The following is a 17,185-nucleotide window of genomic DNA, read 5'->3' as shown; positions in this document are numbered from 1 at the left end:
TTCCCCCGTCAGCACCCGGGGCCCGCGCGCTCCAACCTGGTCCGGCATGTCCAACTCCCGCTTCGTACATCTCCACGTCCACACCGAGTTCTCGCTGGCGGACTCCACCATCCGTGTGCCGGCCAAACCGGACCAGGCGGACCCGAAGAAGGCCAAGCAGGCCAACCTGCTGTCGCGCTCGGTCGAGCTCGGCCTGCCCGCGCTGGCAGTGACCGACCTCAACAACCTGTTCGCGCTGGTCAAGTTCTACAAGGCCGCCGAAGGCGTGGGCATCAAGCCGATCGCCGGTGCCGACGTGCTGATCGCCGAGGAAGGCCAGGACCCGTGGCGAATGACCCTGCTGTGCCGCGATCGCGAGGGCTACCTGAGCCTGTCGCGGCTGCTGACCCGCGCCTGGATGGAAGGCCATCGCCCGGAAGGCGGTGTGGCCATCCATCCGGACTGGCTGAAGGCCGGCAACGCCAACTTGTTCGCGCTGGCCGGCCGGCAGAGCCTGGCCGGGCGCCTGGCGCTGGACGGCAAGCATGAGCTGGCCGAGCAGCAGCTGGCCGACTGGCAGCGCGTGTTCGGCGACGGCCTGCACCTGGAACTTACCCGTACCGGCCGCGAGGGCGAGGAAACCTTCAACCAGTTCGCGCTGATGGCGGCCGGCCAGCGTGGCCTGCCGGTGGTGGCCAGCAATGATGTGCGCTTCCTGTCGCCCACCGATTTCAGCGCGCACGAAGCGCGCGTGTGCATTTCCACCGGCCGCGTGCTGGACGATCCCAAGCGCCCGCGCGAGTACAGCGACCAGCAGTACCTGAAGTCGGCCGAGGAGATGTGCGCGCTGTTCGCCGACATCCCCGATGCGATCGACAACACGCTGGCGCTGGCCGAGCGCTGCAACATCGAGATGCGGCTGGGCACCTACTTCCTGCCCAACTACCCGGTGCCCGACGACGAGACCCTGGACACCTGGATCCAGAAGATGTCGCGCAACGGCCTGGAAGAGCGCCTGGAGAAGAATCCGCTGGCGCCGGGCAAGACCCGCGAAGAGTATTTCGAGCGCCTGGAGTTCGAGCTCAACACCATCATCAAGATGGGCTTCCCGGGCTACTTCCTGATCGTGGCCGACTTCATCCAGTGGGGCAAGAACCAGGGCATCCCGATCGGCCCGGGCCGTGGTTCCGGTGCCGGTTCGCTGGTGGCGTGGGCGCTGAAGATCACCGATCTGGACCCGTTGCCGTACAACCTGCTGTTCGAGCGCTTCCTGAACCCGGAACGCGTGTCGATGCCCGACTTCGACATCGACTTCTGCATGGACCGCCGCGACGAGGTGATCGACTACGTCGCACGCAAGTACGGGCGCGAGCGCGTCAGCCAGATCATCACCTACGGCACCATGGCCGCCAAGGCGGTGGTGCGCGACTCCGGTCGCGTGCTCGGCTTCCCGTACGGCCTGGTCGACGGCGTTTCCAAGCTGATCCCGAACATCCTGGGCATCCACCTGAAGGATGCACTGGGCAAGGGCAAGGAAGGCCCCAGCTCGGAAATGGCCTCGCCGGAACTGATCCAGCGCTACGAGACCGAGGACGATGTCCGCGACCTGATCGACCTGGCGCTGCAGCTGGAAGACCTGACCCGCAACGCCGGCAAGCATGCCGGTGGCGTGGTGATCGGGCCCGAGCCGCTGAGCGAGTTCTGCCCGCTGTATGCCGAACACGACGAGAACGGGCTGGGCAAGAACCCGGTCACCCAGTTCGACAAGAACGACGTGGAAGAAGTGGGCCTGGTGAAGTTCGACTTCCTCGGCCTGCGCACGCTGACCATCATCGACTGGGCGGTGAAGGCGATCAACAAGCGCCACGAGCGCGCCGGCATTCCGCCGGTGGACATCGCCGCGATCCCGCTGGACGACACGCCCACCTACAAGGACATCTTCGCCAACGGCAACACCGGCGCGGTGTTCCAGTTCGAATCCTCGGGCATGCGCCGCCTGCTGAAGGACGCGCGCCCCGACCGTTTCGAAGACCTGATCGCGCTGGTGTCGCTGTATCGCCCCGGCCCGATGGACCTGATTCCCTCCTTCAACGCGCGCAAGCACGGCCAGGAAGAGATCATCTATCCCGATCCGCGCACCGAAGCGATCCTGAAGGACACCTACGGCATCATGGTGTACCAGGAGCAGGTGATGCAGATGGCGCAGATCGTCGGCGGCTACTCGCTGGGCGGCGCTGACCTGCTGCGACGCGCGATGGGCAAGAAGGTGCCGGCGGAAATGGCCAAGCACCGCGAGATCTTCCGCGAAGGTGCGGCCAAGGACGGCGTGGACGAAGCCAAGGCCGATGCGATCTTCGACCTGATGGAGAAGTTCGCCGGCTACGGCTTCAACAAGTCGCACGCCGCCGCCTATGCGCTGGTCAGCTACCAGACCGCGTGGCTGAAGCGCCACTACCCGGCCGAGTTCATGGCGGCCACGCTGTCTTCGGACCTGGACAACACCGACAAGGTGGTTGGCTTCCTCGACGAGGTGCGCAACCTCGGCCTGACCGTGCTGCCGCCGAAGGTGAACCAGTCGGCCTTCATGTTCGAAGCGGTCACGCCGGACACGATCCAGTACGGTCTGGGCGCGATCAAGGGCGTCGGCCAGGGCGCCTGCGAAGCGGTGGTCGAGGAACGACTGAAGGGCGGACCGTTCAAGGATCTGCTGGACTTCTGCACCCGCGTCGGCTCGGCCAAGCTCAACCGGCGCACGCTGGAAGCGATGATCAACTGTGGCGCGCTCGATGAACTCGGCCGCAACCGTGCCTCGCTGATGCTGCAGCTGCCGGAAGTGATCAAGGCCACCGACCAGATGGCACGCGAGCGTGCGTCCGGGCAGAATTCGCTGTTTGGCGGGCCCGATCCGAGCACCGTTTCGATCCAGCTGGACCTGCCGGAAGCCGAAGAATGGCCGCTGCTGCAGCGCCTCAACGGCGAGCGCGATACGCTGGGCTTCTACCTCAGCGGCCACCCGTTCGATCCCTGGCGCGACGATGTGCGCGATCTGGTAGGCAACGACCTGGGTTCGGTGGAGAAGATCTGGAGCGCCAACAGCGGCGGCGGTGGCGGCGAGAAGCGCTGGCGCCCGGAAGTGCAGACCGTGCTGGCCGGCCAGGTGGTCGGCGTGCGCCGCAAGGGCGAAAGCCAGATCTTCATCCAGCTGGAGGACGGTCGCGGCCGGGTGGAGTGCAGCGCGTTCTCCGATGCGATGGCCGAGTTCGGCCACCTGATGACCAAGGACCGCATCCTGGTGGTCAAGGGCGGCCTGCGTGAGGACGAATTCAACGGCGGCTTCGCGTTGCGCATCCGCCAGTGCTGGGACTTCGACGAAGTGTGCGCCAACTACGCCACGCGGCTGTCGCTGCGCCTGGACCTGCGCCAGCAGCGCCCGGTCTGGGAGCGCATCAATGCCCTGCTCGACCGCCATCGCCCGGGGCGCACGCCGCTGCGCCTGGACCTGCTGCTGAAGGGCCCGCACGGCGGTGTCGCCGGCATGCTGGATGTCTCCGGGCAGAGCGCAGTGCGCATCGATTCCAAGCTGATGGAGGCGCTGCGCGCCGACCCGGCCGTACGCACGCTGAAGGTGCGCTACAGCCCGCCGTGGGCCAGCTGAGGCTGGCTGCTTCGTGTTCCTGTTTTCCCGTTCCAGTCATCAAGGACGATTGCCGATGAAGACCCTGCTGTTCCCGTTCGTTGCCGCACTGGCGCTGGCCGCCTGCTCGCCGTCGAAGATCGAGTTCCAGATCGACAACCCGACCGACACGCCGCTGGCGCTGAGCATCGATGGCAAGGACCTGCCGGTGGCCGCACAGGGTTCGCGCCCGATCTCGCTCGCCGTCGGTGAGCACCGCCTGCACACCGACAAACTGGGCGACGTGCGCTTCATCGTCTACGTCGATGGCCGCGGCGGACTGATCAACCCGACCCTGAGCGAGTACGTGGTCGCCCGCGAGATCTACGTCACCGACGAGAGCAAGCTGAAGAACTTCGGCACCGGCAAGGCCGGCATCGAGCTGGGCGGCGTCGACTTTGAAGGCCCGTTCGAGAAGAGCCACGAACTGTTCATCGACAAGACCTGGACCTACGGCGTGCGCGAACCCTTCCCGAAGGAAAAGGTGGTCGCCCACGTCGATTCCAGTGGTGGCCAGATCGTCGCCAAGGTGTTCACGGCACCGGATTTCATCGCCTACGTCGAGGAAGGCATGGGCGAGCCAGGTGCGTTCAAGCGCGAACAGCCGGCCGGCTACGTGGCCCCGGCATTCAGCCTGGAACCGGCCCCGGCCAGCCTGCCGGCACTCGACCCCGCCTTCGAGGCGCATGCCGCGCCGCTGCGCGAGGTCTACGCGCAGTGGCTGAAGGCCACCACCGCCGATGAACAGAAGGCCCTGCGCAAGCAGGACTTCGACGCGCAGATGGCCTTCACCTCGGCCACCGCCCCCCTGGGCAGCGGGCTGGGCCGTGAGGCCAACGAGGCCTACAACGACTTCGTTTCCCAGCGCAGCCAGCTGATGGGCCGCAGCGCGCTGGTGGTGCCCTGAGCTGACTGGCGCGCCCTGCCCGGCTGCGCTACCGTCGCCTTCCAGACGAAGGCGTACGGGTGGTTTGCACGCATTCGGCTAGAATTCCCCTCTTCTTTACACGACGGCTTCCGATGAATCCGAACTACCTCGACTTCGAGCAACCCATCGCCGACCTGGAAGCCAAGATCCAGGAACTGCGCAACGCCAGTGCCGGGCCGGCGGTCAATGTCGAGGCGGAAGTGCACGCGCTGCAGGACAAGCTGCGCATGCGCACCGCGCAGATCTTCCGCAACCTGACCTCGTGGCAGGTGCTGCAGCTGGCCCGCCACCCGTCGCGCCCGTATACCGCCGACTACATCCGCGTCATGTTCGATGAGTTCCAGGAGCTGGCCGGTGACCGCGCCTTCGCCGACGACAAGGCCATCATGGGCGGCCTGGCCCGCATCAATGGCCGTTCCGTGATGGTGATCGGCCACCAGAAGGGCCGCGACACCAAGGAAAAGATCAAGCGCAACTTCGGCATGCCCAAGCCGGAGGGCTACCGCAAGGCCCTGCGCCTGATGAAGATGGCCGAGCGCTTCGGCCTGCCGGTGCTGACCCTGATCGACACCGCCGGCGCCTGGCCGGGCATTGACGCCGAATCGCGCGGCCAGTCCGAAGCGATCGCACGCAACCTGATCGAGATGGCCGAACTGAAGGTGCCGATCATCTGCACCGTGATCGGTGAAGGCGGCTCCGGCGGCGCGCTGGCGCTGGGCGTGGGCGACCGCACCGTGATGCTGGAATACGCGGTGTACTCGACCATCACGCCGGAAGGCTGCGCCTCGATCCTGTGGAAGGACGCCGGCAAGGCCAAGGAAGCCGCCGAGCAGCTGGGCCTGACCGCGCCGCGCCTGAAGAGCCTGGGCCTGGTCGACAAGGTCGTGCGCGAGCCCACCGGCGGCGCCCACCGCAACCCGACCCAGATGGCCAAGCGCCTGAAGGCCGTGCTGCTGAACGAACTGGACGCGCTGGACAAGCTGTCCACCGAACAGCTGCTGGAACAGCGCTACACCCGCCTGCGCAGCTACGGCACGTACGAAGCGGCCTGATTCATCGGCTTGTTACTTTCTTGCTCGTGCAAGAAAGTAACCAAAGAACACGCCGCCGAACGCGAGCCGGTGCTATGCACCGGTTCCCTGCGCTTCTCGGTGAATCAGGGGGCGGCGCCGAACTCGCTGCGCTCAGACATCGGCGCCTCTTCGCCCCTGTTTCACCTGCGATGCTCGGCTCGCTCATGGCGGACCTGAGCATCAAAAGCCACAGCTGCACCCAGTAGATCCACGCCATGCGTGGATGCCTCTGCTTTGGCGAAGAATCACGCGAGCCCGTAGAGCCAAGCATGGCTCTACGGGTAACCGACTGTCAGAACGGCTTGGCCAGCACCAGCCACACGATCGGAATGAAGGCCAGCAACGGGATCTCATTGATCCAGCGCAGCGCGCGCGACGACGGCAGCGCCCTGCCCTTGGCCGCGCCCTTGAGCAGGCGACCGGTCAAGCCGAAATAGACCAGCAGCAGCACCACCAGCCCCAGCTTGGCATGCAGCCAACCGGCACCACCGGGCGCGACCATGGTCGGGAAATCCGGGATGACCTTGTAACCCAGCCACAGCACCAGGCCGAGCAGGAATGCCAGGCCGAACATCGAGTGGCCGAAGCGGTACAGGCGCAGGCCCATCAGCTGCAGGCGCTCGGTCACGGCCCGCTGGCCTGCGGTCTCGGCCAGGTTCACCAGGATGCGCGGCAGGTAGAACACCGTGGCCATCCACGCCACCACGAACACGATGTGGAAGGTCTTCACCCAGTAGTAGCTCTGCATGCGCTCGCTCCAGCGGCTGGCGTAGATGGGCGGCCATTCTCGCACGCGGTGACCACCGCGCCCCACGCACCGCCGCCGCGACACATCGACGCATGGCGCGCCGCAACACCGTACGATAGGCGCCGTTTTCCCCGATCGCGCACCGCCCCATGGACAAGACCTACGACGCCGCCTACTTCCAACGCTGGTACCGCCGTGCCGACATCGGTGGCAGCGCCCGCCTGGCGCGCAAGGTCGCCCTGGCCGTGGCCAGCGCCGAGTACTACCTGGAACGACCGATCCGCAGCGTGCTGGACATCGGCTGCGGCGAAGGCGCCTGGCGCGCACCGCTGTTGAAGCTCCGTCCGAAGGTCGAATACCTGGGCTTCGACAGCAGCGAGTACGCTGTGCGCCGCTACGGCCGCACCCGCAACCTGAACCTGGCCGCCTTCGGCGACTTCGCCTGGCTGCGGCCCTGCGCCCCGGTCGACCTGCTGGTGTGTTCGGACGTGATGCACTATGTGCCCGACCGCGAGCTGCGCGCCGGCCTGGCCGGCGTGGCCGAGCTGACCGGCGGCGTGGCCTTCCTGGAGACCTTCGCCGCCGAGGACGCGTTCGAAGGCGACCACGAGGGCTTCCAGGCCCGCCCGGCGCGCTGGTACCGCCGCACGCTGGCCCGGCACGGCCTGCTGCCGGTTGGGTCGCACTGCTGGCTCGGCCCCGCTCTGGCAGGCGATGCGGCCGCGCTGGAACGGATGTGAATCCGGATTCATTATTTTCAGTCAACTTAACCTGCGGGACACCGGGATGGGATATGCTGCGCGGCAACATATGACCATACATATTCGGTCGTCATGCTCTATCAACTGCACGAACTGACCCGCAACCTGCTCGCCCCCTGGGTGCACCAGGCCCAGGCCAACGCCAAGTTCTTCGCCAACCAGGGCCACTGGTGGTCGCAGATGCCCGGCGCTGATCGCCTGGCGGCGGTCAATGAGCTGTTCCATCGCATCGGCAAGGATTACGAGAAGCCCGAATGGGGCATCAACGAAATCGACGTCGATGGCGAACGCGTGCCGATCGTGGTGCACGAGGAAGTGAGCAAGCCGTTCTGCAAGCTGCTGCGCTTCAAGCGCCACAGCAATGAAGCCGACCAGCTGCATACGATGCTCAACCAGCCGTTCGTGCTGGTGGTCGCGCCGTTGTCCGGCCACCACGCCACGCTGCTGCGCGATACCGTGCGCACGCTGCTGCGCGACCACCGCGTGTACGTGACCGACTGGGTCGACGCGCGCATGGTACCGGCCAGCGAGGGCGAATTCGGCCTGGACGACTACATTGCGTACATCCAGGAATTCATCCGCCACCTCGGTGTCGAGCGCCTGCACGTGGTCAGCGTGTGCCAGCCCACAGTGCCGGTGCTGGCCGCGGTTTCGCTGATGGCCAGCCGTGGCGAACCGACGCCGCGCACGCTGGTGATGATGGGTGGCCCGATCGATGCGCGCTGCAGCCCGACCGCAGTGAACAACCTGGCCACGCAGAACCCGCTGTCGTGGTTCGAGAACAACGTCATCCACACGGTGCCGGCCAGTTACCCCGGCGCCGGTCGCCGCGTGTACCCGGGCTTCCTGCAGCACGCCGGCTTCCTGTCGATGAACCCCAGCCGCCATTTCAGCTCGCACTGGGATTTCTACACCGACCTGGTCAAGGGCGACCTGGAAGATGCCGACGCGCACCGTCGTTTCTACGACGAGTACAACGCCGTGCTGGACATGCCGGCCAAGTACTACCTGGATACGATTTCCGTGGTGTTCCAGGACTTCCTGCTGCCGCGTGGCGAGTGGGTGGTCAACGGCGAGAAGGTCGATCCGTCAGCGATCCGTGATACCGCGCTGCTGAGCATCGAAGGCGAGCTGGACGATATCGCCGGCCTCGGCCAGACCGAAGCCGCGCAGGCGCTGTGCACCGGCATCACTGCGGACCGCCGTGAGCATTTCATCGTCGAAGGTGCCGGCCACTACGGCATCTTTAGCGGCCGTCGCTGGCGCGAAGTGGTGTACCCGAAGGTGCGCGACTTCTTCGCCGCCCATGCCGAAGCACCGGCGGCGAAGGTCACGAAGAAGAAGAGCAACGTCACCCCGCTGCGGCGAAAGGCGGGGTAGTTCGCCCTGGTAGATGCCCACCTTGGTTGGCGCCCTGCCATGAATCCCGATCTCTGATGGATGGTGCCAACCAAGGTTGGCACCTACCAAAGCGAAGCCCGCCAAACGTCCCCAAGCGTGGATTCCGGCTTACAACCGCACCAGCAGGTTCTTGGCAATCAGCCCGTGCAGCTTGCCGATGCCCCGTGCCAGGTGCATCGTCAACAGCAGCAGCAGCACGCCCACGGCTGCGATCACGATGCCCACCAGCGGCGAGGCGGCCATCGGCAACACGTTCACGCCATCGATGTAGACACCCGGAATGTCACCGCTAAACAGCGCGGCAACCGGCGCCCAGATGAACCCCAGTGACAGCGACAGCAGCGTCACCGCGATGGTGAAGTAGACCACGCCCAACGGCAGCATCAGCACGAAGTACAGCAGGGTCAGCCAGGTACGGCCATCGGTGAACATGTCGCCGATGCGCTGCAGCCACGTGCGGCTGCGGTCGGTGTAGCGCGGACGGCGCGGCATGCGTTCTCCCAGCAGCGCTTCCACCAGCCGTCCTTCCAGCAGCGCCAGCCCGCGCACCGAGCCGAAGAACAGCACGGTCAGCGGAATGCCCACGATCAGGATCAGCAGGCCCAGCGACAGCGACAGGCCAGTCACCACCCAGGTGAAGAAGAAGATGCCGGTGGCCAGCGACAGCAGCATGTAGAACAGCGCACCGTAGGTATGCGGATCGGCGACCACGCCGAAGAAGCGCGCCAGCAGCGAGCGCTGCACCGGTGCCGGCAGCGGCGCGGCGGGCTCGACGCCGCTGGCTTCCGCCGCCGCACGCAGCACCGGCCCGGTATCCGCACGCGGCGTGCGCAGCGCGCGGTTCACCGTCACTTCGGTCTCGCGGTAGATCTCGGCCACTTCGTCCGGGGCGCCATAGCTGCCGGCCACATCGGCGATGACCTCGGCTTCGCTGCGGCCGGGCTGCGCCGCCAGCTCCGAGCGCAGGTATTCTTCGGCGTCGTACAACGCGTCCTGCACCATCGCCGGATCGGCACCTTCCAGCGCCGCGCGCAGCTGCGCCAGATACTGCGGGATGGTGGTCGGCAGGGCGCGGCCTGCCAGGCTCGGGTCGTTCATTGCGGTACCCCCTCCAACACGGAATCGACGGAATCACGGGTGGCCTGCCAGGCCTGGCGCCACTGCGCCAGCACGCCGCGGCCACGTTCATTGATGCGGTAGTAGCGCCGGGGCGGACCACTGCTGGATGGCTCCACATGGCTTTCCAGCAGCCCGGCGCCCTCCAGGTTGCGCAGCACCGGGTACAGCGCGCTCTGCTTGCCGCTCAGCACGCCCTCGCCCACCCGCTCCAGCTCCTTGGCAATGAGGTAGCCGTACAGCGGCTCCCCGGCCCGGGCCAGCACCGCCAGCAGGGCCAGCGACACCGTTCCGGCGCTGAGCTCCTTCTGGAACTTCTTCAGGTGGACATCGTCTTCGACCATGACCTGCCCTCCACTACGTTGAAGTCCACAGTAGTGCGAAGTTCGGTATAGCGAATGTGTCGTTAGTCATCGTGCCGGTTGGCGCGGCTGCGCGGCTCACGCAGAATCGAACCCTCGTTCATGTTCCGGGGTTCCCATGCCGCACCGCCGTCGCCTTGCACTGACCGCCCTCGCCCTGGCCTGCCTGCTGCCCTCGCTGGCCAGCGCTGCCGCCCCGTACCGTAGCCCGCAGCAGATCCTCGATGCCTCGGCGGCCAGCGACTGGCGCACGCCGGACCCGGCCAACCTGCTGTACATGGACCTGCCCGCCGGGCGCGTGATCATCGAGCTGGCACCGCAGTTCGCCCCGCGGCATGTGGCCAACATCCAGACCTTCGCCCACGAGCACTTCTGGGACGGCACCAGCATCTACCGTTCGCAGGACAACTTCGTGGTGCAGTTCGGCGATGCCGACGCCGATGACGCAGCCAAGGCCAAGCCGTTCGGCAGTGCCGCGCGCAAGCTGCCGGCCGAGTTCGAGCGCGCCAGCGCCGGCCTGAAGGTCAGCGTGCTGCCGGACCGCGATGGCTGGGCCGCGCAGACCGGTTTCGTCGACGGCTTCCCGGTCGGCCAGGACCCGCAGGCCGGCAAGGCCTGGCTGGCGCACTGCTACGGGATGCTCGGTGCCGGCCGCAGCAACGAGGAAGACAGCAGCATCGGCGCGGAACTCTATGTGGTGACCGGCCAGTCACCGCGTCAGCTGGACCGCAACATCACCCTGGTCGGCCGCGTGCTGAAGGGCATGGAACTGCTCAGCGCGACGCCGCGCGGACCGGCGCCGATGGGCTTCTACACCGACCCGAAACTGCGCACGCCGATCATGTCGATCCGCCGTGCCAGCGACGTGCCGGCGGCAGAGCGCACGCCGATCCAGGTGCTGCGCACCGATTCGAAGACCTTCGCCGATACGGTGGAGGCGCGACGCAATCGCGTGGATGATTTCTATAAGCGCCCGGCGGGGCATATCGATCTCTGCAATATTCCGGTGCCGGTGCGGTAGGAGCCTGGCTTGCTGCGCGTTGCGCGTGCTGAAGGTACGTCACTGTTCATGGGCGTTACTTTTCTTTGTACGCAAAGAAAAGTAACCAAAAGAAACGTTCCGCCGGTCGCGAGCCGGTGCTGCGCACCGGTGCCCTGCGCTCCTCGGCCCGTCGAGGGACGGCGCGGAGAGCAGCCGAGCATGGCTCGGCTCTACAAAAGTGCGTGGCGCCTCTTCGCCCTCGCCGGACCTGCGGTGCTCGGCTCGCTCAAGGCGGACTGGAAGGTCAAGATCAACAGCAAGAGCATCCACGCATGGCGTGGATCTACTGGGTGCAGCTGTGGCCTTTGATCTGGGTCCGCCTTGAGCGAACCGAGCATCGCAGGGGAATCAGGGGCGAAGAGGTGCCGATGTCTGAGCGCAGCGAGTTCGGCACCGTCCCCTGATTCACCGAGAAGCGCAGGGGACCGACGTGCGAAGCGCGGCGGCTCGCGACCTGGCGGCGCGTTTCTTTTGGTTACTTTTCTTTTCGCGCGAAAAGAAAAGTGACGCCCATGAACAATGAAGCACCTTCAGCACGCGCCACGCGCAAAACGCCAACGCCTCAGCCCTTCTGACTCGCCGCCACACTACCCAGAATCAACGCACCGGCAATCAGCATCTGCACCGTCACCGCCTCGCCCAGGAACAACCACGCAAACGCCGCGCCGAACAGCGGAATCAGGTACGTCACCGTCGACGCGCGTGACGGGCCGATGCGGCCAATCAGGCGATAGAACATCAGGAATGCCAGGCCGGTGCAGGCCACGCCCAAGGCGATCGCTGCACCCCAGGCCTTCAGCGGAATGGCGGCCTGTGGCCAGTGCGTCACCGCCATCGGCAGCATCCACAGCGAGGCACACGACAGCGTGGCTGCCGCCGCCGCGGCCGATGGCAGGCCGGTCATGTGCCGCTTCACCAGGTTCACGCCCAGCCCGTACAGCAACGACGCCGCAGCGCCGGCGATCACTGCGGTACCAATACTCAGGCCGGACACCTTGGCGGTGGCCAGCACCACCACGCCGGCGAAACCAACCAGCAAGGCGCCGGCGCGGCGCATGCCAATCTTCTCGCCGAAGAACAGGAAGGCGATCAGCGCGGCGAACAGCACGGTCATCGCATTGCAGATCGCGCCGATCGCCGCCGGCGCCTGCTCGGCAGCATAGGCGAACAGCACGAACGGCAGCGCCGAATTGATCAGGCCGATCGGTGCCAGCCACAGCCAACGACGCGGCGGGAACTGCGCGCGGGCGCGCCACAGGAACGGCAGCAGCACCAGCGCGCCCAGCACCAGCCGCACCTCGACCAGCGCGAACGGGCCGAACGACGGCACCGCCACCCGCATGAACAGGAACGAGCAGCCCCAGATGGCGCCCAGCAGGGTCAATTCCAGCGGTGTGCGCCAGTCGCGCTCGACCGCCTGTGGGACCGCATTCATACCCTGCCTCCGTCCATCGTCTGTTTCTCGCCAAGGCAGACAGGATCGGGTGCAGACGCCCGCCGCACAAGCGCGTAGTATCGCTGCCAGCCACAAATATGGTTTGAGGCTCGACATGCAGCTACGCCCTTCCCTGCTCCCCGCATTGGCCGTCTTCGCGGTCGCGGCGCGCCATCAGAACTTCGCCCAGGCCGCGCAGGAACTGCACCTGACCGCCAGCGCGGTCAGCCACCATGTGCGGCGCCTGGAAGAGGTACTGGAGACCCGGCTGTTCCTGCGCCATGCCCGCGGCGTGCGCCTGACCGCGGAGGGCCGGCAGTTGGCCGACGCCGCCAGCGCCGCCTTCACGGATGTCGCGGCGGTCGCCCATCATCTGCAGCCGGATGCCGACAGCGTGCCGCTGCGGATCACCACGCTGCGCTCGCTTTCCTACTGCTGGCTGCTGCCTCGACTGCCACGCTTCACCCAGGCCTATCCGCACATCCGCATCGAGCTGCACACCGGCAGCGGCCTGGATCGCTACGACGACAATGGGCCCGAGGTCGGCATCCGCTACGGCCTGGGCCAATGGCCAGGCCTGCGTGCGCAGCACCTGATGGACGACTACCTGTTCCCGGTGGCCTCACCCGCGCTGGCCGGGGTCGAAACGCTGGACGATCCGGCCCGCATCGCCGAGCTGCCACTGCTGACCGACCTGTCACCGCAGGGTTGGCGCGACTGGTTCCGTCACGCCGGCGTGCGCCCACCGTCGCCGCTGCCGCCGATGCACACCTTCGCCGACAGCACCGATGCGATGCGTGCAGCGGTATACGGCATGGGTGCGGTGCTGGCGCGCACCCACATCGCTCAACCCTACCTGCAGCGCTACGAGGTGGTGCGCCTGCCCGGCCCGGCGCTCAAGGCGCGCTATGCGTATCACGTGGTGCATGCCGAAGGACAAGCACCCAGCCCCACCGCGCGCCTGTTCATCGACTGGTTGCTGGAGCAGGCGCAGGACGAACGCACGCCGATTCCGGCATTGCCGGACAGCCTGCTCGGGCGCCCGGCCACACGCGCCTGACTGCGCCCTCACCCGCTCTTTGCTTCACGCTGGCTAGGCTGCTGGCGAACCCACAACGTACCTATGCCATGGCCATGCTGCGACTGCGCATCACCGGAACCGAAGACGACGCCCGCGCCATCAGCGACCTGCTGCTCGGCCTGGACGGCATCGAACATGTCGAGGAAACCGACGACCTGATGCCGCACATGGACGACGACGATTCCAGTTCGGCCGGGCTGTCCGATGACATCGGCCCGGGCATCCACGAGCTGGAAGTGGAAGTCGGCAATGAAAGCACCGCGCAGAAGGTGCGCGATGCGGTGCAGGAGCTGGCCCTGGAACTGGATGTGTTCGTCGAGTACGAGACCGACGAGGGCTGATGCCGGCAGGCTACCGGCATCAGCCTTCACCTCAGAGGTTGGGGGGTAGCTTGCGACGACGGCGACGCCACCACGCCCGCACACCCCAGGCCGCGATCAAGGCCAGCACCGCCACCGGCAGCAGCGCGGCAACCGCGCGGATCAGGAACGCCACGCTGGTGCTGAGGATGCTGCCCGACTCGCTCAGCGCCTCACCGATTTCGCTGCGGCTGCGTTGGCCCGAGGTGGTGTCGAAATGGATCGTCACCAGCTGGGTATCGATGCGTCGACGTTGCTGCGCTGAATCCTTGTTGGCCTGTTCGACGCCGGCTTCGATCTCGGACAGGCGCGTGGTGATCGCCATCAGGTCCTCGATCTTCAGGTCCTTGCGGTCCTGGTAGGACAGCAGCCGCGCGTGTTCCTTCTCCAGCCGTGCCTTGGTCAGTGCCGTATCGGCCACCGCCTGAGCGAGGTCCTCGGCGCGCGTGTTGCGCGACTGCAGCGTGCCTCCCTCACCGGCCAACGCGATCAAGGGCTCAGTGCCCTTCGGAGCGATGCGTACCTTGACCTCGCCGCTGGGCTGCTCGGCACTGCGCTGGTCGACCTGCAGCACCGCACAGTCACCGAACTTCGCGCTCTGGCAGGCCTGCGCCACCTGCTGGATGCGGGGTCCGATCTGCGCCGCTTCCAGCTGCACCTGCACGTCGTGTTCGTAGGCGAGGAATGCGCCTTCCGGTGAAGCAACAGCGGCGTCGGCTGCGGTGGCGCCCGCCTCTGCCGCGCGCTCACCGTTCTTGGCACAGGCTGCCAGTGCCAACAGCAGCACCGGCACTGCGATCGTGCGCGTCCACGCGCGCATCGGCCTCACAGTGCAGCTCCGTCATAGGAAGTCACCGCCAGCGTGCCCAGATCCACCTGCGGTACGCAGCGCACGTTCACCGCCACCATCGGCGTGCCGGTGCGCGGGTCCACCGCTTCGCTGTAGGGCGCGACACCGCACTCACGGCAATGGTGATGATCGATATGGGCCTTGTTGAAATGATAGGTGGCCACGTCCGCCGGATCGGTGGCCAACTGGAACGCCTCGCGCGGGGCAAACCACAGCAGGCTGCCGCGGCGGCGGCACATCGAGCAGTTGCAGTCGATGACGTCGCTGATCGGCGCCCCGGCCTGTACGGTGAATGCGATCCTGCCGCAATGGCAGCTTCCTTGGTATTCCATGTCCTGCGCTCCGTTGGAGGGTCCGTGTCTGCGCCCATGGTAATCCTATGGCACGGGGACAAAGCAGCCCCGGGGCCCTATGCTCGGGGTTTGACCCTGTACAGGAACGCCGATGCGCCCGCATCTTCTTGCCCTCGCCCTGGTCGCCGCCCTCGCCGGTTGCCAGCCGGCCGACGCCCCGACCAACGGTTCCACCCCGGCCGCCAGCCAGCAGGCCGGTAACGCAGCGGTCGATGCCGCCTTCGCCGATCTGTCCAAGCGCGCCCTGGACACCTGGATGCAGCTGTCGCCGGTCAGCGCCACCCAGATCGGCGACCACCGCTACGACAGCGAACTGGACGACCTGAGTGCCGCCGGCCAGCAGAAGACCGTGGCCGCCTACAAGGCGCTGCTGGGCGAACTGGACAAGATCGAGGTGGCCAAGCTGGGCCGCGAGAACCAGGTGGACGCGGCGATCCTGCGCAACCAGCTGCAGTCGGAAATCTGGAACGCCGAAGTGCTGCAGTCCGGCAAGTGGGACCCGCAGCTGTACAACGGCATCGCCGGCAGCGCGATCTACGGCCTGATGGCCCGCGAGTTCGCGCCGCTGCCGGAGCGCCTGAAGTCGGCGACCGCGCGCATGGAAAAGCTGCCGGCGATCTTCGCCCAGGCACGTGAGAACCTGGATCCAGCCCGCGTGCCGAAGATCCATGCAGAGACGGTGGCCAAGCAGAACAAGGGCATCCTCAGCATCGTCGATACCTTCATCACCCCACACATCGGTGAACTGCCACAGGCCGACCAGCAGCGCCTGCAGGCCGCCATCGACGGCCTGAAGAAGGCGGTGGACGAGCAGCAGACCTGGCTGGACAAGACCCTGGTGCCGAACGCAAAGGGCGATTTCCGCATCGGTGCGGAAAAGTACGACCAGAAGCTGAAGTTCGCGCTGAGCTCGTCGCTGTCGCGCCAGGAGATCGGTGAGCGTGCACGTGCCGAACTCAAGCGCGTGCGCGAAGACATGTACGGCATCGCGCAGACCGTGCTGAAGGACAAGCCGGGTGCGCCGGAAATGCCGGCGCAGCCGACCGACGAGCAGCAGCAGAAGGCGATCGAGGCCGCGCTGGAACTGGCCTACGCCGACAAGCCGGCGCGCGACAAGGTGGTCGACGATGCCAAGGCCGCACTGGAGCAGTCCACCGCGTTCGTGCGCGAGCACGACCTGATGACGCTGCCCGATGCGCCGGTGGACATCATCCTGATGCCGGAATTCCAGCGCGGCGTGGCCGTGGCCTACTGCGATTCACCGGGCCCGCTGGACAAGAACCTGAAGACCTTCTACGCCGTGTCGCCGATTCCGGACGACTGGAACGACAAGCAGGTCGACTCGTTCCTGCGTGAGTACAACTCGCGCATGATCCACCTGCTGAGCATTCATGAAGGTACTCCGGGTCATTACCTGGAAGGCTGGCATTCGGCCAAGTTCCCCTCCACCCTGCGTGCGGTACTGCGTTCGGGCCTGTTCGCCGAGGGCTGGGCGGTCTACACCGAGCGCATGATGCAGGAGCAGGGTTACCTCAACAACGACCCGCTGTTCCACCTGGTGCAGCTCAAGTTCTACCTGCGCACGATCTCCAACGCAATCCTCGACCAGGGCGTGCACGTGGACAACTGGGATCGCGAGAAGGCGATGCACCTGATGACCCACGATGCGTTCCAGCAGGAAAGCGAAGCCTCGGGCAAGTGGGTGCGCGCACAGCTGACCTCGGCGCAGCTGCCGACCTACTTCGTTGGTGCGCAGGAACACTTCGACACCCGCAAGGCGGTGCAGGAGAAGCTGGGCGACAAGTTCAACCTGAAGGCCTACCACGACCAGGTGCTGTCCTACGGCGCACCGCCGGTGCGCTTCGCACGCCAGTTGATGCTGGACCAGCCGATCGAGTGATCGGGACGGTGTGAGATGAATGATAACGGCCCGGGGAAAAACCCGGGCCGTTTTCTGTTCTGGCGGTTGCGAACTGCCATCCTGGCGGTGCGAACTGCCATCCTGGCGGTGCGAACTGCCATCC

Annotated in this window: 15 protein-coding genes; 9 read left to right on the top strand and 6 right to left on the bottom strand. The window is 66.4% G+C overall.

Features of this window, described 5'->3' with window-relative positions; genetic code table 11:
- Window positions 1-46 precede the first annotated feature (46 nt).
- From dnaE to G5A07_RS05860, 3 genes are all read left to right on the top strand, one after another.
- Window positions 47-3,634, top strand: a complete 3,588-nt coding sequence (gene dnaE / locus G5A07_RS05870) for a DNA polymerase III subunit alpha (protein ID WP_191863012.1) — start codon at window positions 47-49, stop codon at window positions 3,632-3,634.
- A gap of 55 nt (window positions 3,635-3,689) precedes the next feature.
- Complete coding sequence (locus tag G5A07_RS05865) at window positions 3,690-4,559, top strand: hypothetical protein (RefSeq protein ID WP_191863011.1); 870 nt, start codon at window positions 3,690-3,692, stop codon at window positions 4,557-4,559.
- A gap of 113 nt (window positions 4,560-4,672) precedes the next feature.
- Window positions 4,673-5,632: an acetyl-CoA carboxylase carboxyltransferase subunit alpha gene (locus tag G5A07_RS05860; RefSeq protein WP_043396479.1), complete on the top strand. Its 960-nt coding sequence runs from the start codon at window positions 4,673-4,675 to the stop codon at window positions 5,630-5,632.
- Window positions 5,633-5,945: 313 nt separating this feature from the next.
- Here the strand turns inward: G5A07_RS05860 and G5A07_RS05855 are convergent, their stop codons facing one another.
- A complete protein-coding gene (locus G5A07_RS05855; protein WP_191863032.1) occupies window positions 5,946-6,401 on the bottom strand; it encodes a CopD family protein in 456 nt (151 codons plus the stop codon).
- A gap of 149 nt (window positions 6,402-6,550) precedes the next feature.
- Between G5A07_RS05855 and G5A07_RS05850 the strand changes: the two genes are divergently transcribed.
- The gene (locus G5A07_RS05850; RefSeq protein ID WP_071305495.1) at window positions 6,551-7,141 is read left to right on the top strand and encodes a class I SAM-dependent methyltransferase; all 591 of its coding nucleotides are present in this window, start codon (window positions 6,551-6,553) and stop codon (window positions 7,139-7,141) included.
- A gap of 93 nt (window positions 7,142-7,234) precedes the next feature.
- Complete coding sequence (gene phaZ, locus G5A07_RS05845; protein WP_191863010.1) at window positions 7,235-8,542, top strand: polyhydroxyalkanoate depolymerase; 1,308 nt, start codon at window positions 7,235-7,237, stop codon at window positions 8,540-8,542.
- 129 nt (window positions 8,543-8,671) lie between these two features.
- Here phaZ and G5A07_RS05840 read toward each other — a convergent pair whose 3' ends face one another.
- Window positions 8,672-9,661, bottom strand: a complete 990-nt coding sequence (locus G5A07_RS05840) for a sensor domain-containing protein (protein ID WP_191863009.1) — start codon at window positions 9,659-9,661, stop codon at window positions 8,672-8,674.
- On the bottom strand, window positions 9,658-10,023 hold the full coding sequence (locus G5A07_RS05835) for a PadR family transcriptional regulator (protein WP_043396488.1): 366 nt from the start codon (window positions 10,021-10,023) through the stop codon (window positions 9,658-9,660). Before G5A07_RS05835 ends, G5A07_RS05840 begins: the two co-directional genes overlap by 4 nt.
- 136 nt (window positions 10,024-10,159) lie before the next feature.
- On the opposite strand from G5A07_RS05835, the gene G5A07_RS05830 reads away from it, so the two are divergent.
- Entirely contained in the window at window positions 10,160-11,062 is a 903-nt protein-coding gene (locus G5A07_RS05830) for a peptidylprolyl isomerase (protein WP_049455665.1), read from the top strand.
- Window positions 11,063-11,645: 583 nt separating this feature from the next.
- Here G5A07_RS05830 and G5A07_RS05825 read toward each other — a convergent pair.
- A complete protein-coding gene (locus G5A07_RS05825) occupies window positions 11,646-12,518 on the bottom strand; it encodes a DMT family transporter (protein WP_049455664.1) in 873 nt (290 codons plus the stop codon).
- 115 nt (window positions 12,519-12,633) lie between these two features.
- Here G5A07_RS05825 and G5A07_RS05820 point away from each other — a divergent pair, with 115 nt between their 5' ends.
- Both G5A07_RS05820 and G5A07_RS05815 read left to right on the top strand, forming a co-directional pair.
- Window positions 12,634-13,578: a LysR substrate-binding domain-containing protein gene (locus tag G5A07_RS05820; protein ID WP_049482813.1), complete on the top strand. Its 945-nt coding sequence runs from the start codon at window positions 12,634-12,636 to the stop codon at window positions 13,576-13,578.
- Window positions 13,579-13,646: 68 nt separating this feature from the next.
- A complete protein-coding gene (locus G5A07_RS05815) occupies window positions 13,647-13,940 on the top strand; it encodes a hypothetical protein (RefSeq protein ID WP_005415831.1) in 294 nt (97 codons plus the stop codon).
- Window positions 13,941-13,971: 31 nt separating this feature from the next.
- On the opposite strand, the gene G5A07_RS05810 is transcribed toward G5A07_RS05815, so the two are convergent.
- Window positions 13,972-14,778 carry a DUF4349 domain-containing protein gene (locus tag G5A07_RS05810; RefSeq protein WP_049482811.1) on the bottom strand — a complete coding sequence of 269 codons (807 nt, stop codon included), beginning with the start codon at window positions 14,776-14,778 and terminating at the stop codon, window positions 13,972-13,974.
- A 5-nt stretch (window positions 14,779-14,783) separates the two neighbouring features.
- Window positions 14,784-15,140: a GFA family protein gene (locus G5A07_RS05805; RefSeq protein ID WP_191863008.1), complete on the bottom strand. Its 357-nt coding sequence runs from the start codon at window positions 15,138-15,140 to the stop codon at window positions 14,784-14,786.
- 112 nt (window positions 15,141-15,252) lie between these two features.
- On the opposite strand from G5A07_RS05805, the gene G5A07_RS05800 reads away from it, so the two are divergent.
- Window positions 15,253-17,061, top strand: a complete 1,809-nt coding sequence (locus tag G5A07_RS05800; RefSeq protein WP_191863007.1) for a DUF885 domain-containing protein — start codon at window positions 15,253-15,255, stop codon at window positions 17,059-17,061.
- Window positions 17,062-17,185: the final 124 nt, after the last annotated feature.

Origin of the sequence: Stenotrophomonas sp. AS012628 (assembly GCF_010608305.1) — a bacterium.
Taxonomy (GTDB): domain Bacteria; phylum Pseudomonadota; class Gammaproteobacteria; order Xanthomonadales; family Xanthomonadaceae; genus Stenotrophomonas; species Stenotrophomonas geniculata.
Note: the sequence above shows the minus strand (reverse complement) of the source record. Positions and strands in the feature narration are given on the sequence as shown.